The sequence below is a fragment of the Enterovibrio sp. FF113 genome (assembly GCF_041439165.1).
Classification (GTDB): Bacteria; Pseudomonadota; Gammaproteobacteria; order Enterobacterales; family Vibrionaceae; genus Enterovibrio; species Enterovibrio norvegicus_A.
Genome location: NZ_JBGONO010000012.1, coordinates 36,234 through 60,235 on the forward strand (window position 1 = coordinate 36,234; position 24,002 = coordinate 60,235).

The following is a 24,002-nucleotide window of genomic DNA, read 5'->3' on the forward strand; positions in this document are numbered from 1 at the left end:
ATCGGGTGTCGTATTACAGTACTAGACGACGAATGTCAGACAGACACTCGTTCAGGTACGTTACGAAACGTGCACCTTCTGCACCATCAACCACACGGTGGTCGTATGACAGTGACAGAGGCAACATCAGGCGAGGAACGAAGTCCTTACCATTCCAAACCGGCTTCATTTCCGATTTAGATACACCCAGGATGCCAACTTCTGGCGCGTTAACAATAGGGGTAAACGCCGTACCACCCAAGCCACCAAGGCTAGAGATAGTAAAACAACCGCCTTGCATGTCAGACGCAGTCAGCTTGCCTGAACGTGCCTTCTTAGACACTTCCATCAGTTCAGCAGACAGCTCGTAGATGCCTTTCTTGTTAACGTCACGGAATACAGGAACAACCAAACCATTTGGTGTGTCCACCGCGATACCGATGTTTACGTATTTCTTCAGGATCAGGCTCTCACCATCATCTGACAGCGAAGAGTTGAACGATGGGAACGCTTCAAGTGCTTTCGCAGCGGCTTTCATGATGAACACCAATGGGGTGATCTTCATGCCAGTGTCTTTCTTCGCTTCCACGGCATTCTGCTCTTTGCGGAATGCTTCTAGCTCAGTGATGTCTGCGTTATCCCACTGTGTAACGTGCGGGATCATTACCCAGTTACGGTGCAGGTTAGCGCCAGAGATCTTCTTGATGCGAGACAGTGGTTTGGTTTCAGTTTCACCAAACTTGCTGAAATCAACTTTCGGCCAAGGAAGAAGACCCAGTGCTGCGCCATCGCCTTTGCCTGATGCAGACGCTGCTGCGCCAGATTCCAGACGCTTAAGCGCATCTTTCACGTAGCTCTGAACGTCTTCTTTCAGGATGCGGCTCTTACGGCCAGAACCCTTCACTTTCGACAAGTTAACGCCAAACTCACGTGCTAGACGACGAACCACTGGCGATGCATGTGCATATTCGTCGTTGTCGACGAAATCCGCTGATGCTGCAGGGGCTGGTGCAGAAGCAGCTTGAGCGGCAGGCGCGGCTGCCGGAGCAGAAGCGACTGGTACTGCTGTCGCAGGAGCAGGTGCTGCACCCGCTGCGCCAACGGTCTCAAATACCATGATCAAAGAACCGGTAGAGACTTTGTCGCCCGCTGCGATTTTGATTTCTTTCAGTACGCCAGCGAAGGGTGCAGGGACTTCCATTGAAGCCTTGTCACCTTCAACAGTGATCAGAGATTGCTCTTCTTCAATGCTGTCGCCAACCGCTACCATGATCTCGGTAACTTCAACTTCGTCGCCGCCGATATCAGGAACGTGAACTTCTTTCAGTTCAGCCGCCGCTGGTGCTGCTACTGCTGGAGCCGCCGCCACAGGTGCTGCTGCAACTACTGCGCCAGACCCTGCAATTTCGAAAACCATGATAAGAGAACCAGTAGACACTTTATCGCCAGTGTTCACTTTGATTTCTTTCAGCACACCCGCGAAAGGCGCTGGTACTTCCATTGACGCTTTGTCGCCTTCAACGGTAAGAAGAGATTGCTCTTCTTCGATGCTGTCGCCAACCGCTACCATGATTTCGGTAACTTCAACTTCATCACCGCCGATATCTGGCACATGAACTTCTTTCAGCTCAGCCGCTACTGGAGCTGCAGCAACAGGTGCTGCTGGCGCTTCAGCCGCTGGAGTTGGAGCAGGTGCCGCAGCGCCTGCCTCTTCAAAGATCATGATCAAAGAGCCAGTAGAAACCGTATCGCCTACGACGATTTTGATTTCTTTGATGATACCTGCTTGAGACGCAGGTACTTCCATTGACGCTTTATCACCTTCAACAGTGATCAGCGATTGCTCTTCTTCAACTTTGTCACCGACGCTAACGAGGATTTCTGTTACTTCAACCTCATCGGCACCGATGTCTGGTACATTAATTTCGATTGCCATTGATATATGCCTCTTACGCGTACAGTGGGTTCACTTTCTGAGTGTCGATATCGAACTTTGTAATCGCTTCAGCAACCACAGATTTTTCAATATCACCACGCTTAGCCAGTTCAGTCAGCGCAGCAACAACAACGTAGCCTGCGTTAACTTCGAAGTGACGGCGCAAGTTTTCACGGCTGTCTGAACGACCGAAGCCATCCGTACCCAGCACTTTGAAAGACTCAGAAGGCATGAACGCACGCACTTGTTCTGCGTAGTTTTTCATGTAATCCGTTGCTGCAATCGCTGGCTCAGACCCCATCACTTGCGTGATGTATGGCACTTTTTGCTCTGCGGTTGGGTTCAACATGTTGAAGCGCTCTGCATCTTGACCTTCACGCGTTAGCTCATTGAATGAGGTAACAGAGTAAATGTCAGACGCTACACCGTAGTCATCGCTCAGGATCTGCGCGGCTTTACGCACTTCGTTCATGATTGTGCCCGAGCTCATCAATTGAACTTTGTTTGCACCAGCATAAGACTCAAGCTTGTAAATACCTTTACGAATGCCTTCTTCAGCGCCTTCTGGCATGCCTGGCATTGCATAGTTCTCGTTCATCAGCGTCAGGTAGTAGAACACGTTTTCTTGTTCTGGACCGTACATGCGACGGATACCGTCTTGCATGATCACCGCTAGCTCGTACGCGAACGTTGGATCGTAAGAGATACAGTTAGGGATGGTGTTCGCCTGAATGTGGCTGTGACCATCTTCGTGCTGCAAACCTTCACCGTTCAAGGTAGTACGACCTGCCGTTGCACCCAGAAGGAAGCCACGTGCTTGTTGGTCGCCTGCCATCCACGCCATGTCGCCAACACGTTGGAAGCCGAACATTGAGTAGTAGATGTAGAACGGGATCATTGGCAAATCATTGGTGCTATAAGAAGTTGCTGCAGCGACCCATGAAGACATGGCGCCCAGTTCGTTGATACCTTCTTGCAGAACCTGACCAGAGGTTGCTTCTTTGTAGTAAGAAACGACGCTGCGATCTTCAGGCGTATAGTTCTGCCCATGTGGACAGTAAATACCAATTTGACGGAACAGACCTTCCATACCGAAAGTACGTGCTTCGTCGGCAATGATAGGAACGATGTTCTTACCAATACCTTTGTTTTTCAGGAGGATGTTCAGGGTACGAACAAACGCCATGGTGGTAGAGATGTCACGCTTCTGCTCATCAAGCAGTGGTTTGAACTCTTCCACTTCTGGAATAACAAGTGCTTCAGAGAACTTAGGCAAACGCTTAGGCGTATAACCGTGCAGCGCGTTACGACGTGCATGCATGTATTCGTACTCTGCTGAACCTTCTTCCAACTTCAAGTAAGGAAGTGCTTTCATGTCTTCATCAGACACAAGCTCTTGCAGGCCCAGACGATCGCGAAGGTGTTGAACATGCGTCATGTCCATTTTCTTCACGCCGTGTGCAATGTTTTTGCCTTCTGCCGCTTCACCCATGCCGTAACCTTTAACGGTTTTCGCTAGGATAACGGTTGGACGATCAGTGGTTTGCTCAGCATTTTTGAATGCGGCAAATAACTTAGACGGCTCATGACCACCACGCTTCAGCGCGAAGATCTCTTCGTCAGTCATGTCTGCAACCAATGCCAACGTCTCTGGGTATTTACCGAAGAAGTTCGCACGAACGTACGCGCCATCTTTAGACTTAAACGTCTGGTAGTCACCATCGATGGTTTCGTTCATCAACTGAAGCAGTTTACCAGTGGTGTCTTTCGCCAGCAGTTTGTCCCAACCGCTGCCCCAAACAACCTTGATAACGTTCCAGCCAGCGCCTTTAAATAGGCCTTCAAGCTCTTGGATGATCTTGCCGTTACCCATGACTGGGCCGTCAAGACGCTGCAAGTTACAGTTGATCAGGAAGCATAGGTTGCCCAGTTTTTCACGAGAAGCGAATGAAATCGCGCCACGTGATTCTGGCTCATCCATCTCGCCGTCACCCAAGAATGCGTAAACGCGTTGAGCGCCAGTTTCTTTCAAGCCACGGCCTTCAAGATACTTCAGGAAGCGCGCTTGGTAGATAGCAGAAATAGGACCCAGACCCATAGAAACGGTCGGGAACTGCCAGAACTCAGGCATCAGTTTCGGGTGCGGGTAAGAAGGAATACCCTTGCCATCAACTTCTTGACGGAAGTTATCCAGCTGCTCTTCAGTCAAGCGGCCTTCAACAAACGCGCGAGAGTAAATACCCGGAGAGATGTGACCTTGGTAGTAAACCAAATCACCACCATCCACCTCGTTAGGTGCACGGAAGAAATGGTTAAAACATACTTCGTAGAATGCAGATGCAGACTGGTAAGACGCCATGTGGCCGCCAAGATCCAAGTCTTTTTTCGATGCACGCAACACGATCATGATCGCGTTCCAACGAATGATAGAACGAATACGACGCTCCAGGTTTACGTCACCTGGATATGCTGGTTCTTTATCCGCAGGGATGGTATTCACATAGTTGGTGGTGATGCCTGTTGGCATATCAACACCATCAAGGCGTGCCTTTTCCATAACTTGCTCAAGTAGGAACTGGGCACGTTCTACACCTTCTTCACGAACGACTGATGCAAGAGCTTCTAACCACTCTTGAGTTTCAAGTGCGTCCACGTCATTTTTCATGACTTCAGACATGGCGATTCTATCCTTTCGTTGATTGACTCGTACAAAACTAATGTTATCGCAGCTGAAAAAACGCATCCTGACAGCTACTTCGGCGTTGTCCTATTGGACACATACACTGACAAAGCTCTCAGGACGCGCTATTCCGACTCGTCCTTGCGTTGTTGAATCCGGCGAAGAGAGCGCTCACGGCGGCTTTCTTCCCTGCCCAGATCCAACAGGGTTTCTTCTATAAATGCTAAATGCGCATGCGATGCCTGACGGGCTTTTTCTGGTTCGCCAGCTGTGATCGCTTGCACAATGTTTGCTCTGTGTTTACTGACTTTATCAACGACATCTTCACGTCGATTCAGCAGTTCAAAATTCTGTAAAATGTTGTGCTCTAGCAACGGCGCCAAGCTGCGCATAATGTGCAGCAATACCACGTTGTGTGACGCTTCTGTCACCGCGATAAGGTATTGCATAACCGCAGCGGCTTCGGCTTTGATATCACCGAGTTGCTGAGCTTCGCGAATGTTATCGTGACAATGACACACTCGCGTTAAATCTTCTTCTGTGCCTCGTAATGCCGCAAAATAAGAGGAAACCCCCTCTAGAGCGTGCCGAGACTCCAGTAAATCCAATTGGCTTTCTGGGTGCTCTGCGAGCAAATCAATCAGCGGCTCAGAAAATCTCTGCCACAATCGCTCGCTGACAAATGTGCCACCACCTTGTTTCCGAGTCAGTAGCTTTTTAGCTTCTAATCGCTGAATGGCTTCTCGAACAGAAGGGCGTGAAACATCAAATTGTTTCGCTAACTCTCGCTCTGGTGGCAATTTCTGCCCCGGCGATAGCGTTCCTTCTAGAATCAGGCTTTCAAGCTCTTTCTCTATAACATCTGACAGTTTGGGTTGACGAATCCGTTGTATAGCCATCGTTCTTCTTCGTTATTTGGCGCCGGAGTGCCTGCGCGTCCTTTCCCATTTACCGACATTGTCAATTGGTAAGACCAATTACAAAACAGGTAAAAAGTTACCAGAATGCGGCTTAAGTGTCCACCGTAAACTTGATTTGCGTCATAGAAATTACAATTAGACTCGGGATGGCAATTAATCAACAAACTCGCAATGGTCAGACCAATTTATTTGGTCAAGCCAATGAAAATAGACTAGCGATTTCACTGTGGTTTCATTTAAGACGCAGTCTCGTCAACACAGCGTTACGCTATTAGGCTGTTTTTAATTTTTTATAAGTGATCACGAAACGTCTTCCAGTTAAATGACCGACCTGGATCCGTTTTCCTTCCCGGCGCGATATCTTGATGCCCTGTGATACGTTGTTGTGTAATCGCGGGATAATGGTGCATTACCGCAGCGGCAACATTCCCGAGTGTTTGATATTGCACATCGGTGTACGGCAGGTCGTCAGTCCCTTCAAGCTCAATGCCAATGGAGAAATCATTGCATTGCTCTCGCCCTTCAAACACGGATACGCCGGCATGCCAAGCTCGTCGATTAAACGGAACAAATTGCACCACGCTGCCATCTCGCTTGATCAAGCAATGTGCAGAGACTTTCATATTACGAATTTCATCAAAATACGGATGCGTGTTACAGGTTAGTTCACCTTGGAAAAATTGCTCAATGTAAGGCCCACCAAACTCGCCGGGCGGCAAGCTAATGTTGTGCACCACAAGCAATGACACATCGTCAGAAACTGGCCTGTCGTTGCAGTGTGGGGAGGGTAGATAGGAAGCGCTATCCAAAAGGTGGTGGGTAATCGTCAGCATGAAATGATTCTGTGTTTCATCCGTGTAAACAAGTGCTTTGTATTTTAGCGTATTCACACCAAATCCCTAGCAATTAAACCGGTTGATTTCAAAAAATGCATGCCTCGCAATCTCATTCCCTCACAGGTAAACTTGCACGCAACACGTTCAGGCTTTGCCTGTCTATATTCTGTATTTATCAGTGATGGAACCACCATGTCAGAACAAGCTAACGCGTCACGCGTTCATGATAGCCAAACCCGATTGGCCTACCTCAAAGAACACCTGCATGACGACATTGTTCGTTGTGTCACCGATACGTTAAAAGAAGACTTGGGCGGCAGCGTTGATGCAACGCACGACATCACTGCCAGCTTGATCCCTGCCAGCACTCACTCTACCGCGACCATTATTACCCGCGAACACGGCGTATTTTGTGGTCGAGCATTTGCTGATGAAGTTTTTCGCCAGTTAGGCGGCGAAGTCAGCATCACGTGGAAAGTAGATGATGGCGACAAGGTTGAACCTAACCAAGTGCTGTGTGAATTAAGCGGCCCAGCCCGCGCCCTGCTCACGGGTGAGCGCAACGCCATGAACTTCATTCAAACCCTATCTGGCTGCGCAACAGAAACCGCACGTTATGTTGAAAAACTGGCTGGCACCAAAACTCGCTTGCTGGATACCCGCAAAACCATTCCCGGCCTGCGCAATGCGCTGAAATATGCCGTGACCTGTGGTGGCGGTTTTAATCACCGTATCGGCGTTTACGACGCGTACCTTATTAAAGAGAACCACATCATTGCTTGTGGTGGCATTCAAGGTGCAGTCACTACTGCCAAAGCGCTCAACCCCGGCAAACCGGTTGAAGTGGAAACCGAAAGCTTAGAAGAGCTGCAACAAGCCATTGATGCAGGCGCAGACATTGTGATGCTGGATAACTTCACCACAGACATGATGCGTGAAGCCGTGACACTGAACCAAGGTCGCATCGCGTTAGAGGTGTCCGGCAACGTGACCTTAGATACCCTTCGAGAGTTTGCAGAAACCGGCGTGGATTACATTTCTGTGGGTGCATTGACGAAGCACATTCGCGCGATGGATCTGTCAATGCGTCTCAAATAGACGCCCAACATAACAAACCACAGACACTTTAATTTATTAATAATGCAGACATTAAGTCTGCATTACCTCTCCCTCATCACGCATGTAACATTACATTGCAACTTAGTTACATAAAAGACACCTTACTCCTCGAAATTCCCTTTTTATCCGCTGTTTTCCTATTTTTATCCGCCGTATCGTGACTCCACAACAGCACTTTGCTGCACATAAAAATGGAGAGAAAAGGCATGAGAAAACAAAAAGGTTTTAGCTTAATTGAGCTGATGATTGTGGTAACAGTAATTGGGGTTTTATCAGCAATTGCACTACCTGCATACCAAAAATATGCGCTCAAATCAGAGGCTGCTGCAGGTTTAGCTACTTTGAGGTCTCTACAAACGAATATTACAACCTATGTTGCCGACACTGGTTCATTTCCTGCTACAGATAAATTAAGTGAAATTGGTGCTGCTGCTGATATGAATAAACTAGGAGCTCTTTCGACCGCAGTGGAGGCCCAAACAATCACATTTACTTTTAGCTCAAACAGCAGTTCGATTCCTACGGATGAAACACTGGTGATGACAATGAATACTACAACAGGGCTTTGGAGCTGCCTCAGTAAAGTAACAGACGTCAAACTTAAAGGCTGTCCTTTAGATGAGACAACCCCAACCCCAACCCCAACCCCACCCCCAGGCGCGTAACAAATATAAAGACAATATCAAATGTCTTCGCACCTGATTTCTATCCTTCATAAGGCAAATTACCTTGACAAGGAGCGGTTGGAAATTATCGAACAGCAAGTGGCACAGTCGTCTTCGTCTGTGCCTGCTGAGCTAATTGCGAACAACTACTTTTCTGGTATAGAGCTTGCTCAAATTGTGTCTGTGCTTTTTGACGAGCCAATCAAGTCAATTTCAGACTACCCTTTTACATTTACCGCCGAGAAGATTAATAATCCTGATCTAATACTGCGGCATCAGGCGTTACCGCTTGAAATCGAGAACAATCAGTTACAACTGGCTATTAGCGACCCTAGCAACCTCGAAGCCCAAGACGACTTCCGCTTTACCACTGGCCTCCAAATTAAACCGGTTCTGGTAGACCACCAACAACTGGTGGGCGCAATTCGCAAACTTTATGGCAAGCAGATAGCATCAGGCCAAGCCGATTCAAAATCTGTTAGTGATTCTGAGCTCGCAGACCTTGCTCAATTTGATGACGATGCGAATTCCGATGAACTGGTCACCGACGAAGCCCCCGTTAGCCGTTATATTCAGCAAGTGTTAATGGATGCGGTGCGCAAGCAAGCCTCTGATATTCATTTCGAACCGTTTGAGCAGCGCTACCAAATTCGTTTTCGTTTAGACGGCATATTGCAAACTCACGGCACGCCGCCTGTGGGCATTTCACGTCGCCTTTCGACTCGTTTGAAAATCCTCGCCAAGCTCAATATTGCTGAGCGCCGCTTGCCGCAAGATGGGCGCATTAAGCTGACCTTGGCAGACGGTAAATCTATCGACATGCGTGTTTCCACTTTGCCGACTTTGTTTGGCGAAAAAGTGGTGCTACGAATATTGGATGGCGGCAGTGTGGCACTGGATATTGATTCGCTAGGTTATAGCGAAAAACAAAAACAAGATTACCTGACAGCACTAGATAAGCCGCAAGGTCTGATCTTAATGACTGGCCCAACCGGCAGTGGCAAAACCGTGTCGCTGTACACAGGGCTCAAATACCTCAACACCGCCGAGCGCAACATTTCTACTGCGGAAGATCCGGTGGAGATCAACTTACCCGGCATCAATCAGGTCAATATTAATAACGACATCAAGCTCGATTTCGCCACGGCGCTTCGTGCTTTTTTACGACAAGATCCTGACGTGGTGATGGTCGGTGAGATGCGCGATCTTGAAACCGCTGAAATTGGCATCAAGGCCGCACAAACCGGACACTTGGTGTTATCGACACTACACACTAACTCTGCAGCAGAAAGCATTACCCGCCTAGCGAACATGGGGGTCGCACCTTATAACCTCGCGGCATCACTGACATTGATCATCGCCCAGCGTCTGGCGCGACGTTTATGCCAACACTGTAAAGTGCCTCACGAGGTCGATGATCATCAACTGACCGTTTTGGCGCCGCTCTACCCCAGCTTAATGTTGAGCCATGTTTATCAAGCGAATCTTGAAGGGTGTGACCATTGCAATAATGGCTATATTGGCCGAGTCGGCATTTACGAGGTGATGCGTATCGATCGCACGCTATCTGAAGCCATTGGTAACGGCGCATCGGCTTTGCAACTTGAAAGTATTGCCCTCAATAATGGCATGCTCACGCTCTCGCTTTCCGGTATTGAAAAACTCAATCAAGGCATCACCAGCCTCGCAGAACTTCAACGCGTTATTAGTCTGTAAAGGGAATTACCATGGCCTCAAAACCCCGCAAGCTTTATGCATTCCAGTGGCGCGGCACGACCGCCAAAGGCGCCAAAGTCAAAGGCCAATTACTTGCTTACAATGAACAAGATGCCCGGAATTCATTAACCGAGCAGCGGGTTCGCATCATCAAAATCAAGCGTCGCTCGCCGTCTTCATGGGTAAAGCGCCGCAACACCGCCAATGCTAAAGATATCACGCTATTTACGCGACAAATGGCCACCATGTTAGAAGCGGGTGTGCCACTGGGAGAAACCCTGCAACTACTGAAAACAGGATCAAAGAAGGCTGAAATGAAGCTGATCATTGGCCAAATTTATAGCCATATTGAGGCAGGTTCCTCGTTATCGCAGGCAATGAAGTCAAGCTCAACGCTGTTTGATCAGTTCTACTGCGATCTGGTGGCAACGGGTGAGCAAACGGGTCGTTTAGAACAAATATTTGCGCGCATCTGCGTGTATCGTGAAAAGAGTGAGGATACCCGATCCAAAGTCATCAAGGCGATGATTTACCCCGGTATTGTCTGCTCCATTGCCATATTGGTGACCATCGGTATGCTGTTATTTGTTATCCCAACCTTTAAAGACATCTTCTCGTCGTTCAACGCCGAGTTGCCTTGGTTTACGCAAAAAGTTCTCGGTGTGTCTGATGCTATCCATGATTATGGCGTGTACATGCTGATTGGAATCATACTGGCGGCATTGGCGTTCAAAACCAGCTATCAAAAGAGTTACGCTTTTCGCCTCAAAGCCAGTCGATTTTCCCTGCGCATCCCTATTCTTGGCGACGTACTCACAAAAGCCACCCTCTCACGTTTTACGCGCACACTCGCCACCACGTTCAGTGCCGGTATCCCACTACTCAATGGTTTGTCGGCAGCAGGGAAAACGGCCAATAACACCTACTTCAAACAGGTGATTGAAGACGTTCATAAGCAGACTTCTGGCGGGCGTCCTTTGCATCGTGCCATCCGAGAAACTGACGCATTTCCTGACATGATGATCCAAATGGTGATGATCGGCGAAGAGTCCGGCGCATTGGATGACATGTTGAACAAGGTCGCGGGGCTGTATGAAGCCGATGTCGATAACACGGTCGATAACTTGGGGAAAATCCTCGAGCCTATGATTATTGTGCTGCTTGGCGTATTAATCGGATCCTTGGTGGTGGCGATGTATTTGCCCATGTTCGATCTGATGAGCGTCATGGGGTAGACACTCCTAGCCTTCTGTTCTCTTATTTCACCTAAATACTCTGAGTATTCGATAGATGTTTAAATTCAGTTAATAAGAGGATAGAGGCGAGCCAAACAACCCGTTATCATGTCCCCATCAACTTACACTGGATTTCAACATGAATTGGCTGTTCGACTCTCCGAGTCTGTATGTATTTCTCGCGTCTGTGTTTGGGCTTATCGTAGGCAGCTTTCTCAACGTCGTGATTTATCGCTTTCCAAAAATGATGGAAGCGCAATGGCGTACTGATTGTCATGAGTGTTTTCCAAGCGAGATGCCTGCACCTAAAGATATGGGCGTATTTAACCTCAGCCTCCCCCGTTCGCATTGCCCTTCTTGCCAAGCGCCCGTTAAAGCGATGGATAACGTTCCCGTATTGAGCTGGCTGATCCTTGGTGGTAAGTGCCGACACTGCAAAACTCCGATTAGCATTCGCTACCCCTTTGTGGAATTGCTGACCGCACTGCTTGTGGGCACCACGGCGTATTTCCTGCCGGGCTCTTATTGGTCTCTCGCCGTGATTGCTGCGACGTTTGTGTTGGTCGCTCTGTGCTTTATCGATATCGATACCATGCTGCTGCCCGATCAAATGACTCTGCCTCTAATGTGGGCGGGTATTCTACTGGCGGTGATGGGTATATCGCCGGTTTCACTGCAAGATGCGGTGATTGGTGCCATGGCAGGCTATCTGTCGCTTTGGAGCGTGTTCCAATTGTTTAAATTGCTGACTGGCAAAGAAGGCATGGGATACGGTGATTTCAAATTACTTGCCGCACTTGGCGCTTGGCTTGGCTGGCAACCGCTCCCTATGGTGATCCTCATTGCGTCGTTTGCGGGCGCAATCATTGGTATCATCTTGATGCGTATAAAAGGCACGGGGAAAGAGACCCCGTTCTCGTTTGGACCATACCTTGCCATTGCAGGCTGGATTAGTCTGCTGTGGGGCAATAACATCATTGATTGGTATTTAACGTCATATTTGGGTTATTAGATGGCTTTTGTTGTTGGCGTCACGGGCGGCATTGGTAGCGGAAAAACCACAGTAGCAAACCTGTTTGCCGATAAACGCATTGAGGTCATTGATGCCGATGTGATCGCGCGTCAAGTCGTCGAGCCTGGCTCGGAAGGGCTAAGCGCTATTGCTGCAAAGTTTGGTGACTCGATGCTATCCGCAGACGGCACGCTGGATCGCGCTGCGCTGCGTGAGCACGTATTTTCACATCCTGAAGACAAAGATTGGCTCAATAATCTGCTTCACCCAAAGATCCGCCAAGAAATGATTCGCCAGACGACTCAAGCACGTTCGCCATATTGTTTACTCGTGATCCCTCTTCTCGTTGAGAATGGACTTCAAAGCTTGTGTGACCGCGTTTTGGTAGTGGATGTGTCAGAGCAAACACAAGTTGAACGTGCATCACGAAGAGACAGCGTCTCAAATGAGCAGGTTAAACGCATTTTGGCGGCTCAAGCGACGCGTGAGGATAGACTTGCCCTTGCTGATGACGTTATCGTAAACGAGTGCACGCAAGAAGAACTCAACGGTCAGATTGACACCTTGCATCTGCACTACCTCACATTAGCCGGACACGATACTGAGAATCAACATGAGTAGCGATACCCTTTACGAGCACCCTTTGACTGAGCAGGTTCGCGTTTATCTGCGGCTCGAGTATTTGCTAAATCAAATCACCCAATCTGCAACGCTAACTGAGGATTCGCAATGGCGGGTTTTCTTTAAAAGCTTATTTGATTTAGCGGAGATCCTTGAACAAGTGCAAGTGAAAGGCGATCTGGCGAAAGATCTCGAAAAGCAGCGATCCAAGCTGGAAGCATGGCTCAATGTGCCCAATGTTGATACTGAGCAGCTAAATAGCCTGTTGCACGAAAGTCGTCAGTTACAAAAAACCTTGCTGCAATCTCCTCGGTTGGGGCAAACGTTAAGAGAAGACAAGTTTCTTTCTTCTATTCGTCAGCGTTTCTCGATCCCAGGCGGCACCTGCAGTTTTGATTTGCCTTCGCTGCATCATTGGCTCAACCTACCATTGGCACATCGTCAATCAGATGCAAAGACTTGGTGCGACACACTTCATCCGTTAGAAAATGCGCTGACATTTTGGCTGCAACTCACACGTGGTGGTGCCACCATGCAGCCCCGCACAGTGAGCAATGGTTTTTATCAACAAGAGGTCGACGGCGCGAGTTTGTTGCGCATGAGAATCTCCCCCGATTACAATGCATACCCTTTGGTGTCTGGTCATAAATCTCGGTTTGCTATACGCTTCATGCCGTTTGATGAAAACCAAGCTATTGCCGAGAAAATGACACTCTCGATAGCGGTGTGCTGATCAGTTAGAAGAAATGAGGTTTCCGTGAACCAAGAAAAACCCATCGTCGTAAAATGCCCACAATGTGGAATACCGGTTGTTTGGGGCGAAGTGAGTCCTTTTAGGCCATTTTGCAGCAAGCGCTGCCAGCTTATTGACCTCGGTGAATGGGCTGAAGAAGAAAAACGCATTGCGGGCGCGCCAGATATGTCCGACAGCGATGGCTGGTCGGAAAATCAATAGAGCCAAATGACGAGAACACGAGGTTCGAGTCATCAGGGCGACAATATCCAACGTTAGCGCTTTTACTCGTTCCTCGTTAATCTCAATGCTAGCCTAAGCAAACATCTCTTGTATCTTTGCCAACACAGGGCTGTTCGCTTCTGGAAATTCAAACCCAGAAAGCGCTAAGATCTCAACCCACTGTCCAGGTTGTCCCTCCTTGCCATACGGCACGCCATCAAAAACTTTGATAAGAAAGAAATCAAACGTCAGCGCTTTGTCAGGGTAGTCATGTGTCATCGACATAAACGCTTCTACGACGGTCGCAGTAATTCCAACCTCTTCTTCAAGCTCTCGGATCACTGCTTGTTCTGCCGTTTCCCCATGCTCGACTTGCCCTCCAGCAAATTCCCAAAACCCACCTTTGTGTGCTTTCGCTGGGCGCTGGGTAATGAAGATCTGACTGTAATCAGGATTGAGGATGATCCCTGCGGCGATGTGTATTCGTTTCTTATCCATGTTTGACGCGCTCTCGTCCCATAAAAAAGGCCGCTTAGCGGCCTTTTGTGTTTCGTTGTTGATGCCCTTTGATTCGCTAATTTTCTTAGCTCATCTTACCGTGGCATTGTTTGAATTTTTTACCTGAACCACAAGGGCAAGGATCGTTGCGACCGACCTTACGACCATCACGAACCACCGTTTCAGACGCTGGATCTTGATTGTCTTCCAGTTGGCTTCCCGCTTCCTCATGGCTCATTTGCTGGCGACGTGCTGCTTCTTCCGCTTGTGCACGACGCTGCTCTTCCATACGGTCAACTTCTTCTGGCTGCTGTACACGCACGCGACTTAGCGTCATCACGACATCAGACTTCAGTGAGTCAAGCATGCCTTCAAACAGCTCAAACGATTCACGCTTGTATTCCTGTTTCGGGTTTTTCTGTGCGTAGCCACGAAGATGGATACCTTGACGTAGATGATCCATCGCCGCTAGATGCTCTTTCCAAAGCGTGTCCAGCGTTTGCAGCATCACGGCTTTTTCAAAGTTACGTAGGGTTTCGGCGCCCACAGTACCTTCTTTCGATTGATAGACGTCGATAATCGTACTTAGAATGCGCTCACGTAGCTGCTCTTCATACAACTTGTCGTCATTTTCCAACCACTCGCGCAACGGTAAGTCAGCATCAAAGTCTGCCTTAAGGCGCGTTTCAAGACCTTCAACATCCCACATTTCTGCCAGAGATTGTGGTGGAATGTACTGATCAACCACATCACCCAACACATCCTCGCGGTTGTGTTCAATCATCTCGCTGATGTCGGTGCTGTTCATCAGTTCGTCACGCAGCTCATAAACCACTTTACGTTGGTCATTGGCTACGTCATCAAACTCAAGAAGCTGTTTACGAATATCGAAGTTGCGGCCTTCAACTTTACGTTGTGCGTTTTCGATCGCTTTGTTCACCCATGGGTGCTCAATAGCTTCGCCTTCTTCCATACCGAGCTTCTTCATCATGTTAGATACACGCTCAGACGCGAAAATACGCATCAGTGAATCTTCCATAGACAGATAGAAACGGCTAGAACCCGGATCACCCTGACGACCAGAACGACCACGTAGCTGGTTATCAATACGGCGAGACTCATGACGCTCTGTACCGATGATGTGCAGGCCACCTGATGCTTTTACTGCTTCGTGCGTTTCACGCCATTTGGCTTTGATATCCGCAATTTGCTGCTCAGTCGGGTTTTCCAGCTTGGCAATATCTGATTGCCAACTACCACCTAACACAATATCCGTACCACGACCCGCCATGTTGGTTGCGATGGTAACCGCACCTGGCGAACCCGCATCTGCAACAATATCCGCTTCGTGAGCGTGGAACTTCGCGTTCAATACTGCGTGTTTTACACCGGCTTTTTTCAGTGCTTCTGACAGCAGTTCAGATTTCTCAATCGACACAGTACCCACCAGGCTAGGCTGGCCATTGGCGCTGCGAGTTTTGATGTCTTCAATGATAGCGTCGAATTTTTCGCGTTCAGTCATGTAAACCTGATCCGCCATGTCATCACGAACCATGGGTTTATTGGTCGGAATAACGACGGTGTCCAAACCATAAATGGATTGGAACTCGAACGCTTCGGTATCAGCCGTACCGGTCATGCCTGACAGTTTGTCGTACAAACGGAAGAAGTTCTGGAAAGTGATCGACGCCAGTGTTTGGTTTTCGTTCTGAATCTTAACGCCTTCTTTTGCCTCAATGGCTTGATGAAGACCTTCAGACCAACGACGACCCGGCATCGTACGTCCAGTGTGCTCATCAACGATGATAACTTCGTCGTCTTTAACGATGTAATCGACGTCTTTCTCAAACAGTACATGGGCACGTAATGCGGCATTGATATGGTGAAGCAATGAAATATTAGCAGGCGAGTACAGGGTATCGTTCTCGTCCATCAATTCATTTTTCTTCAGCATATCTTCAACAAACTCTTGACCATTTTCTGTCAGGTGAGCTTGCTTAGATTTTTCATCAACGGTGAAGTGGCCTTCTCCGCGATACTCTTCACTGTCTTCTTTTTCCTGACGGATCAGCTGTGGGATCAACGTATTAATACGCGCATACATCTCAGAGCTGTCTTCCGCAGGACCAGAAATAATCAGCGGTGTACGCGCTTCATCGATCAAGATGGAGTCGACTTCATCCACCACGGCAAAGTAACGCTCACGCTGAACGCGATCTTCTGGACGGAAGGCCATGTTGTCACGCAGGTAATCGAAACCAAACTCGTTGTTTGTTCCATAAAGAATGTCTGCAAGGTAAGCGGCTTTTTTCTCAGGTGGTGCCATATTTGGCACATTCACACCCACCGTCATATCAAGGAACTCAAACAGGGCACGGTTGGTTTCCGCATCACGCTTGGCCAGGTAGTCATTCACGGTAACAATGTGAACGCCTTTACCTGTCAACGCATGCAAATAGGCAGGCAAGGTCGCAGTCAGGGTTTTACCTTCACCGGTACGCATTTCAGCAATTTGGCCATTGTTCAGCACCATGCCGCCAATCAGCTGTACGTCGAAGTGGCGCATACCGAATACACGCTTTGATGCTTCGCGCACCGTTGCAAACGCTTCTGGGAGGATCAAATCTAGCGATTCACCTTGCTCGATACGTTGGCGATATTCAGCGGTTTTCGCTTTCAGATCGTCATCGGTGAGGGCTTCAAATTGAGGCTCTAGATTGTTGATTTCATTTACGACTTTGCGAAGGCGACGCAGTGTACGGTCATTGCGGCTTCCGATTACTTTTGTGATTAATTTCGATAACATGGCTTTGCCGTTTCTCTCATTTTGTCGCTTTAGCGTCGGGGCCAAAGCCTGGATACTGCACGGCAGAGAAAGTCAGCATGTCCCTCTGCCCAAAATTCTTTTCAGAAGAATTAGCGATGATTAAAAAGCATGGTTCTTTTCGTAGCATTGATCTTGTGCCTTAAAATGATGTTTTCAAGGGCAATGATTCAATTAATAAAGCTAGGTTAGCACTAAGGCTATTTATAATAAGCCATAACTGCGGTGCATCCCACCTGTAATGCGGGTCGCATCAAGTTAGATAGTAAAAATTAGAACCTGTTCATTCACTAGAACCAAGTTAGTGCATTTTATGTTCAATCTTGGTGCGTTTTTTCTTCTCTTACGTGGAAGGCTGTTACTCAGTTATCTACAACAAGCATGGCCGGAACCCTAAAGCCCTGTTACTCTTTGAAGCAGTGCGACCACAGCGAATTGATTATGAGAGACCACAGACCCAAAGCGGCACAAGATTTACTGGAAAATGGCCTGACGGGACAAGTACGCCAGCGTGCGATGGTGTTGTCGCAACTCAGCCAGCAAGTGAAAGCGCTATTGCCCCCAGCCTCTGCAGAGCATTGCCGAGTGGCAAACTATCGTGATGGGATTTTAGTGTTGGAATGTGGCTCGTCGTCTTGGGCGACTAGGCTCAATTATGACCGCCATACGCTGATGTCAGCGCTTCGCCGTGGCACTTTACCCTCGCTCATGACTATCGAAATCAAGGTTAACCCTGAACTGGCAAGACGTGAACGTGCAGAAGCGGAAAAAGTTGAGAAAGCGAAAGAGTGGCGAACAGTCAGTCCGGCTGCGGCTGAATACCTGAAAGCCATTGCTCAAAGCGCACCTGACAACGTGAGAAAGAAGCTAGAAGCTATTGCAGAATTAGCAGAGCGAAATAGGCACAAATAATACAATTGACGACTGTTGCCCTGCCGCCTAGGGCTCCTACCCTGTGTGCAAGTACGACGAATAGGGTTATACGGACATAAAAAAACCGGAGTGAATCACTCCGGTTTTTTTGTATTCTTGATTTTCTTAGGCCAGAACCATACCGGGTTCTGCAAATCTGACGGGCAGAGTCTGCTCGTTTTCAAATGTCGCCCATTCCCAAGCTTCTTGGTCTGCAAGTACTGCGCGAAGTAGCTGATTATTCAACGCATGGCCTGACTTAAACGCACGCATTTCACCAATGATGTTATGACCACACATGTAAAGGTCGCCAATGGCGTCCAGTACTTTGTGTTTGACGAGTTCATTGTCAAAACGCAGGCCGTCTTCATTCAGGATGCGGTAATCATCAAGGACAATGGCACAGTCGAAACTACCACCAAGACACAGATTACGTGACTGGAGGTATTCGATATCGCGCATGAAACCAAAGGTTCGTGCTCGGCTAATGTCTTTGATAAACGCTTGTGAAGAAAAATCCATCACCAGGCTTTGCTGCTCTGATTCAATCGCTGGGTGATTGAAATCAATGGCGAAGTCTAAGCGGAAACCGTCATACGGTAACAACTCAGCCCATTTATCGCCATCTTCGATGCGAACAGGCTTCTTAATGCGCACAAAGCGTTTTGGTGCATTAAGGGTTTCAATACCCGCTGATTGCAGCAAATATATGAATGGGCTTGCGCTGCCATCCATAATTGGAATCTCTGGTGCGTCTACTTCAACGATAACGTTGTCGATACCCATACCTGCCAATGCAGCATTAAGATGCTCAACAGTAGAAATACGAACACCATCGTCGTTAACCAGTGCAGTACACAGCATTGTATCGCGCACTGAAGCTGGATCCGCCGGGAAATCCACAGGAGGATTCAAGTCAGTACGACGATAGATAACGCCAGTGTTAGCTGCAGCTGGGCGCAGGATCAACGTGACCTTACGTCCAGAGTGCAAACCCACTCCTGTCGTTTGAACAATAGTCTTTAATGTTCGCTGTCTAATCATCTGTCATTCCCAACTGAAAATCTCTTTTTGCGCCCCATGTCACTCATTACAGTGTCACAACGAGACAAAACGGGCAGCATAATATCATGCTGCTGTACACAAACCAAGCACTGGCTGATTAATCCGCTTGCTTACGTAAAAACGCAGGGATATCCAGATAGTCTTGTTCTTGCTTAGGCTTAGGTGCAACGTTCGTTGTCTGTGTTTGAACAGATGATTCGACTGCATGTCCGCTTTGGACATTCGTTGCCACCTTCGTCTTTTCTTGCAAAGGTTGTGCCTTATTTTCCACTGGCGCTGGTTTTTGTGTACCCGGAACCAAAGTGATATCAGGCTTACGCTCGTTACCGATGCCAGTAGCAACAACGGTCACTCGAAGCTCATCACTCATATCAGGATCCATCGACGAACCGATAACCACAGTGGCATTATCTGAGGCAAAAGCCTTAACAGTGTTGCCTACAGTTTCGAATTCATCCAGTCGCATATCGAATCCAGCTGTAATATTTACAAGAACACCTCGTGCTCCAGCCAAATCGATGTCTTCTAGTAGTGGGCTAGAAATCGCCATTTCAGCGGCTTCTTCTGCACGGTTTTCACCGGTTGCAATCCCACTACCCATCATGGCATGACCCATTTCCGACATCACGGTACGTACATCCGCAAAGTCGACGTTGATCAAGCCAGGACGCGTGATTAACTCAGCAATACCTTGGACTGCATTTCGCAGCACATCGTTCGCTTTTGCAAAAGCATCAAGTAGTGTAATTCCACGACCCAATACTTTCAGTAGCTTCTCATTCGGGATGGTGATCAGTGAATCGACGTGCTTAGATAGCTCTTCAATTCCCTGCTCAGCAAACGCAAGACGCTTCTTACCTTCAAAGCTAAATGGCTTAGTCACAACGGCTACGGTAAGAATACCCAGCTCTTTTGCGATTTCAGCGATAACCGGAGCAGCACCTGTACCTGTACCACCGCCCATTCCCGCTGCGATAAATACCATATCGGCACCTTCGAGCTCAGCTTTAATCGCTTCACGATCTTCAAGCGCTGACTCACGACCTACTTGTGGATTTGCACCCGCACCTAAGCCTTTTGTGATATCGCCGCCAATTTGAATTACCGTGCTAACTGCCGTCTTACGAAGCGCCTGAGCGTCCGTATTGATGGTGATGAACTCCACCCCTTCAATTGACTCACGCACCATGTGCTCGACTGCATTACCACCGCCGCCGCCAACACCAACGACTTTAATTACCGCATCATTGGACATTTCCATCATCGGTTCAAACATGTGTTCTCTCCGTCATTCCTGTTCGCATCAGGTTCAAAATTCTTTCTTGAGCCAGCCACTAAACTTACTGAACATTCCTGATACAGTACGTTTAGGCTCTGGCTCGCTCGTTTCGTTCAATAGGTTGTCTTTGCCATAGTGCAGCAGACCCACCGCGGTAGCGTGATAAGGGGCATTGACGTAATCCGTCAAACCCGTCACGCCAGAAGGAAGGCCCACGCGGACTTGGTTTTGGAATACGCGTTCTGCGCACTCCACCAATCCTTGCATTTGCGCAGCACCGCCAGTCAGGACAATACCTGCGGCCAATTGATGCTTCACACCCTGCGCGCGTAAACGCTCCTGAACACGCTCCAATTCTTGCTGCACCAACCCCAGCAATTCACTGCAACGTGGCTCAATGACTTCAGCCAATGTTTGACGCTGTAGGCTTCGCGAAGGACGCCCACCGACGCTCGGTACATTGACCTTGGCATCTTTGTTCACCAGCTCACCTAAAGCACACCCATGCTTCACTTTGATTTTCTCAGCGTCACTTAAGGGCGTACCGAATGCATAAGCAATGTCACTGGTGATTACATTACCTGCGTATGGGATCACCGCTGCATGTCGCAACGCACCACCTGTCCATACTGCAATGTCCATGGTTCCGCCGCCAATATCGACGACGCAAACGCCTAATTCTCTTTCATCAGCGGTGATCACCGCGTGGCTTGCCGCCAAACCGGAGAAAATCAACTGATCGACTTTCAGGCCACAACGCTCAACCGCTTTTTCAATGTTGCGTGCTGTGTCGCTGTGGCAGGTAATAAGATGCACGCTGGCTTCCATGCGCACACCCGATAATCCAACTGGGTTTTTGATCCCTTCTTGATAATCGATTTTGTATTCTTGCGGGATCACATGCAGCACGCGCTGCTCATCACTAATTTTTACAGACTTCGCGGTATGGATAACCATTTCCACGTCATCTTGAGTCACTTCTTCGTCAGAAATCGTGCCCATTCCACGCTCTGTTAAGCAATGGATATGTTTTCCTGACAGTGACAAAAACACGGAGCGAATTTTACAGTCAGACATCATTTCTGCGCCATTGACTGCACGTTCAACCGATTTTACTACAGATTCCAGGTCGTTCACGCCGCCTTTATCCATACCCTGAGACGGTGTTGTACCCACGCCCAGTATATTGACAGCACCGTCAGGCAATATCTCACTGACTAACACAGAGACTTTTGATGTCCCAATGTCTAATCCAACAATCAGCGGTCTGTCAGTTGCTTGCTTCATTCCATTTACTCTTAGGCTTACTCTTCACTGGGTGCTTCATCAGGGGCTTTCCAACCCACGGCAGCACCCGTGTCATAGCGCAAATCTACGTATTGAATATTTCGCCCTGTTGCGTTCATGTCATCAAACAAGTCCACAAAGCGATGTAATCTCTCATTTCTCGACTCTCGCCCTAACTCGATACGGACGCCGCCTCGAGTGACGATTCGCCATGAACGACGTTCATTTAGCGCCAGTGCCGTGATGTGAAGCTTTGTTGGTAGCAGAATGTCACGCATTTCACGCCATGCTGCCAACACTTCCTTTTCGCTGCCCTCGGGCCCATGCAAAGAGACTAAGCCTCTCTCTTTAACATCATCGGGGCTTGCGCTGAACGCAATACCACCAACATCCAGTAGCTGCGACCCATTCCAGACTGCTTCAGGCTGGTATTCAGTCACATCCACTTTAATGGTATCTGGCCATTGCTTTCGAACCGCCACATTGGCGACCCAAGGCAAAACTGAAATCGCACCGTGGATATCATCCACATCTTGCAGCATAAAGCTGTTTAATGGACCAATCTGAAGCACCGCATTTCGCACTTCAAGGGTCGACAAGTGTGCCAATTCACCTTGTACAACTATCTGGGACAACGGCAACTGCTTTTCGTCACCCATCCACGTCAGAACACGGAGCAATAACCAAAGAATCGCAAGAATGACAAATACCAAAAACACCAGCCCCCCCCAATGCGCTTTTAACATTGAAGGTTGAGCCGGTATGTCATTCGCGGTCACATTAGTCATATCAGGCTATTGCCTCGCCTCTCTTGGGCAACCTGTCGCTTTGTTGCGTACAAAGTCGACCGGATTATAACGGTCAGTTTGACAGGTCACCAAGCCTTGTTGACGCATAAGTGATAAAGCTGAGATCAAATACATGCAAAACACGCAAAATCAGGTTAAAAGTTAGACACAACTCTTTTCTCGGCTCTGCAACGCCTCACATTACACTTATTTCTCTTTGCTCAACGCTTTTTTATCAAGTTTCAATTCAGCCAGTTTTTTAGCTACTTTGCCAACATCGCCCGCACCTTGGGTCAAAACCAAATCTCCCGCTTGCAGCACAGCTGCTAACGCGGCAGGTAATGAGTCCACGTCAGGAACAAAGATTGGATCGATTTTCCCACGACCACGAAGAGTACGACAAAGGCTACGCCCGTCTGCGCCTGCGATAGGTGCTTCACCCGCTGAATATACATCCAACATCAGCAGCACATCGACATTCTCTAGTACATTGGCAAAGTCATCATACAAATCGCGTGTACGGCTATATCGATGCGGTTGGAATACCATTACCAGACGGTTATCTGGCCAGCCTGCTCGTGCAGCCTGAATGGTCACATCAACTTCACTCGGGTGATGACCGTAATCATCCACCAGCAATACTTCGCCATCGTCCACAGGGAACAAGCCCAATTGGTCGAAGCGGCGACCTGTGCCTTCAAAATTCACTAACGCACGCCAAATCGCATCGTCTTCCACGCCATCTTCAGTCGCGACAGCAACCGCTGCTGCGGCATTGAGTGCATTGTGGCGTCCAGGAATATTCAGCTCAATATTCAGCGCAGGTTTGTCTTTACGCAAAATCGTGAAAATGCCCTTTTGGCCTTCTTGACGATAGTTCTCCAACTTCACATCAGCATCATCAGAAAAGCCGTACGTGATCACTTGGCGTCCAATGGACGGTATCACGTCTCGCACCACAGGATCGTCAATGCACATCACCGCCTGTCCGTAAAACGGCAACTGGTGCAGAAAATCAATGAAGGTCTGCTTTAAGACTTCAAAATCACCACCATAGGTGTCCATGTGATCCGCTTCGATGTTTGTCACAATCGCGACCATCGGCTGCAAATGCAGGAAGGAGGCATCACTTTCGTCAGCTTCAGCAATCAAGTAGCGGCTACAACCTAAACGCGCATTGGTGCCAGCACTTTTGACTAACCCACCATTCACAAATGTTGGGTCAAGGCCTGCCTCTTGATAAATCAGCGTGGTTAGTGCTGTGGTGGTGGTCTTTCCGTGCGTACCAGCCACTGCAATGCCATGGCGATAACGCATGAGTTCAGCCAGCATTTCTGCACGGCGAACCACGGGAATACGTGCCGCTTTTGCCGCAACCAGTTCCGGGTTATCTTGCTGAATGGCGGTAGACACTACCACCACGCTAGCGCCGTCCACATTGCTTTCAGCGTGACCGAAAAAGACCGTCGCACCTTTACTCACAAGGCGCTGAGTCACCGGGTTTTCTGACAAATCAGAACCCGATACTTCATAGCCTTCATTTAATAACACTTCGGCGATACCACACATTCCAGCGCCGCCAATACCGACAAAGTGAATGCGTTTTACACGGCGCATTTCTGGCACCATGGTTCGGATTTTTTCTAACTGATGACTATCAAACTTGCCCATCACT

20 protein-coding genes are annotated in these 24,002 nt (G+C 48.5%); 9 read left to right on the forward strand and 11 right to left on the reverse strand.

Annotated elements, in window-relative coordinates:
- Positions 1–13: 13 nt before the first annotated feature.
- The 4 genes from aceF to ampD all read right to left on the reverse strand — a co-directional run bounded on the left by aceF (position 14) and on the right by ampD (position 6,348).
- Positions 14–1,915, reverse strand: coding sequence for a pyruvate dehydrogenase complex dihydrolipoyllysine-residue acetyltransferase (gene aceF, locus ACED36_RS11235; protein ID WP_371733275.1), 1,902 nt, complete (start codon positions 1,913–1,915; stop codon positions 14–16).
- Positions 1,916–1,928: 13 nt separating this feature from the next.
- On the reverse strand, positions 1,929–4,592 hold the full coding sequence (gene aceE / locus ACED36_RS11240) for a pyruvate dehydrogenase (acetyl-transferring), homodimeric type (RefSeq protein WP_016960729.1): 2,664 nt from the start codon (positions 4,590–4,592) through the stop codon (positions 1,929–1,931).
- A 128-nt stretch (positions 4,593–4,720) separates the two neighbouring features.
- The gene (gene pdhR, locus ACED36_RS11245; RefSeq protein WP_016960730.1) at positions 4,721–5,494 is read right to left on the reverse strand and encodes a pyruvate dehydrogenase complex transcriptional repressor PdhR; all 774 of its coding nucleotides are present in this window, start codon (positions 5,492–5,494) and stop codon (positions 4,721–4,723) included.
- A gap of 311 nt (positions 5,495–5,805) precedes the next feature.
- A complete protein-coding gene (gene ampD, locus ACED36_RS11250; RefSeq protein WP_029486525.1) occupies positions 5,806–6,348 on the reverse strand; it encodes a 1,6-anhydro-N-acetylmuramyl-L-alanine amidase AmpD in 543 nt (180 codons plus the stop codon).
- A 195-nt stretch (positions 6,349–6,543) separates the two neighbouring features.
- On the opposite strand from ampD, the gene nadC reads away from it, so the two are divergent.
- The 8 genes from nadC to yacG all read left to right on the forward strand — a co-directional run bounded on the left by nadC (position 6,544) and on the right by yacG (position 13,674).
- Entirely contained in the window at positions 6,544–7,449 is a 906-nt protein-coding gene (gene nadC / locus ACED36_RS11255) for a carboxylating nicotinate-nucleotide diphosphorylase (RefSeq protein WP_017007207.1), read from the forward strand.
- Positions 7,450–7,676: 227 nt separating this feature from the next.
- Entirely contained in the window at positions 7,677–8,135 is a 459-nt protein-coding gene (locus ACED36_RS11260) for a pilin (RefSeq protein ID WP_371733276.1), read from the forward strand.
- Between the two features lie 21 nt (positions 8,136–8,156).
- Positions 8,157–9,851 (forward strand): type IV-A pilus assembly ATPase PilB, encoded by a 1,695-nt coding sequence (pilB, locus tag ACED36_RS11265; RefSeq protein WP_371733277.1) that lies wholly within the window; start codon positions 8,157–8,159, stop codon positions 9,849–9,851.
- A gap of 11 nt (positions 9,852–9,862) precedes the next feature.
- Complete coding sequence (locus tag ACED36_RS11270) at positions 9,863–11,086, forward strand: type II secretion system F family protein (RefSeq protein ID WP_371733278.1); 1,224 nt, start codon at positions 9,863–9,865, stop codon at positions 11,084–11,086.
- 139 nt (positions 11,087–11,225) lie between these two features.
- Positions 11,226–12,098, forward strand: a complete 873-nt coding sequence (locus ACED36_RS11275) for an A24 family peptidase (RefSeq protein WP_371733279.1) — start codon at positions 11,226–11,228, stop codon at positions 12,096–12,098.
- Positions 12,099–12,719, forward strand: coding sequence for a dephospho-CoA kinase (coaE, locus tag ACED36_RS11280; protein WP_016960737.1), 621 nt, complete (start codon positions 12,099–12,101; stop codon positions 12,717–12,719).
- Positions 12,712–13,452, forward strand: coding sequence for a cell division protein ZapD (gene zapD, locus ACED36_RS11285; RefSeq protein ID WP_371733280.1), 741 nt, complete (start codon positions 12,712–12,714; stop codon positions 13,450–13,452). Before coaE ends, zapD begins: the two co-directional genes overlap by 8 nt.
- A gap of 24 nt (positions 13,453–13,476) precedes the next feature.
- Complete coding sequence (gene yacG / locus ACED36_RS11290; protein ID WP_016960739.1) at positions 13,477–13,674, forward strand: DNA gyrase inhibitor YacG; 198 nt, start codon at positions 13,477–13,479, stop codon at positions 13,672–13,674.
- A gap of 93 nt (positions 13,675–13,767) precedes the next feature.
- Here the strand turns inward: yacG and mutT are convergent, their stop codons facing one another.
- Positions 13,768–14,172 (reverse strand): 8-oxo-dGTP diphosphatase MutT, encoded by a 405-nt coding sequence (mutT, locus tag ACED36_RS11295; RefSeq protein ID WP_371733281.1) that lies wholly within the window; start codon positions 14,170–14,172, stop codon positions 13,768–13,770.
- 85 nt (positions 14,173–14,257) lie between these two features.
- Positions 14,258–16,978, reverse strand: coding sequence for a preprotein translocase subunit SecA (secA, locus tag ACED36_RS11300; protein WP_017005082.1), 2,721 nt, complete (start codon positions 16,976–16,978; stop codon positions 14,258–14,260).
- 459 nt (positions 16,979–17,437) lie between these two features.
- On the opposite strand from secA, the gene ACED36_RS11305 reads away from it, so the two are divergent.
- The gene (locus tag ACED36_RS11305; protein WP_016960743.1) at positions 17,438–17,908 is read left to right on the forward strand and encodes a DUF721 domain-containing protein; all 471 of its coding nucleotides are present in this window, start codon (positions 17,438–17,440) and stop codon (positions 17,906–17,908) included.
- 126 nt (positions 17,909–18,034) lie between these two features.
- Here ACED36_RS11305 and lpxC read toward each other — a convergent pair whose 3' ends face one another.
- From lpxC to murC, 5 genes are all read right to left on the reverse strand, one after another.
- Entirely contained in the window at positions 18,035–18,952 is a 918-nt protein-coding gene (gene lpxC, locus ACED36_RS11310; RefSeq protein WP_016960744.1) for a UDP-3-O-acyl-N-acetylglucosamine deacetylase, read from the reverse strand.
- Positions 18,953–19,070: 118 nt separating this feature from the next.
- Entirely contained in the window at positions 19,071–20,249 is a 1,179-nt protein-coding gene (gene ftsZ / locus ACED36_RS11315) for a cell division protein FtsZ (RefSeq protein WP_371733282.1), read from the reverse strand.
- A gap of 33 nt (positions 20,250–20,282) precedes the next feature.
- Positions 20,283–21,539, reverse strand: a complete 1,257-nt coding sequence (gene ftsA / locus ACED36_RS11320) for a cell division protein FtsA (protein ID WP_016960746.1) — start codon at positions 21,537–21,539, stop codon at positions 20,283–20,285.
- Positions 21,540–21,556: 17 nt separating this feature from the next.
- The gene (locus ACED36_RS11325) at positions 21,557–22,327 is read right to left on the reverse strand and encodes a cell division protein FtsQ/DivIB (RefSeq protein ID WP_016960747.1); all 771 of its coding nucleotides are present in this window, start codon (positions 22,325–22,327) and stop codon (positions 21,557–21,559) included.
- A gap of 207 nt (positions 22,328–22,534) precedes the next feature.
- Positions 22,535–23,998, reverse strand: coding sequence for a UDP-N-acetylmuramate--L-alanine ligase (gene murC / locus ACED36_RS11330; protein WP_016960748.1), 1,464 nt, complete (start codon positions 23,996–23,998; stop codon positions 22,535–22,537).
- Positions 23,999–24,002 lie beyond the last annotated feature (4 nt).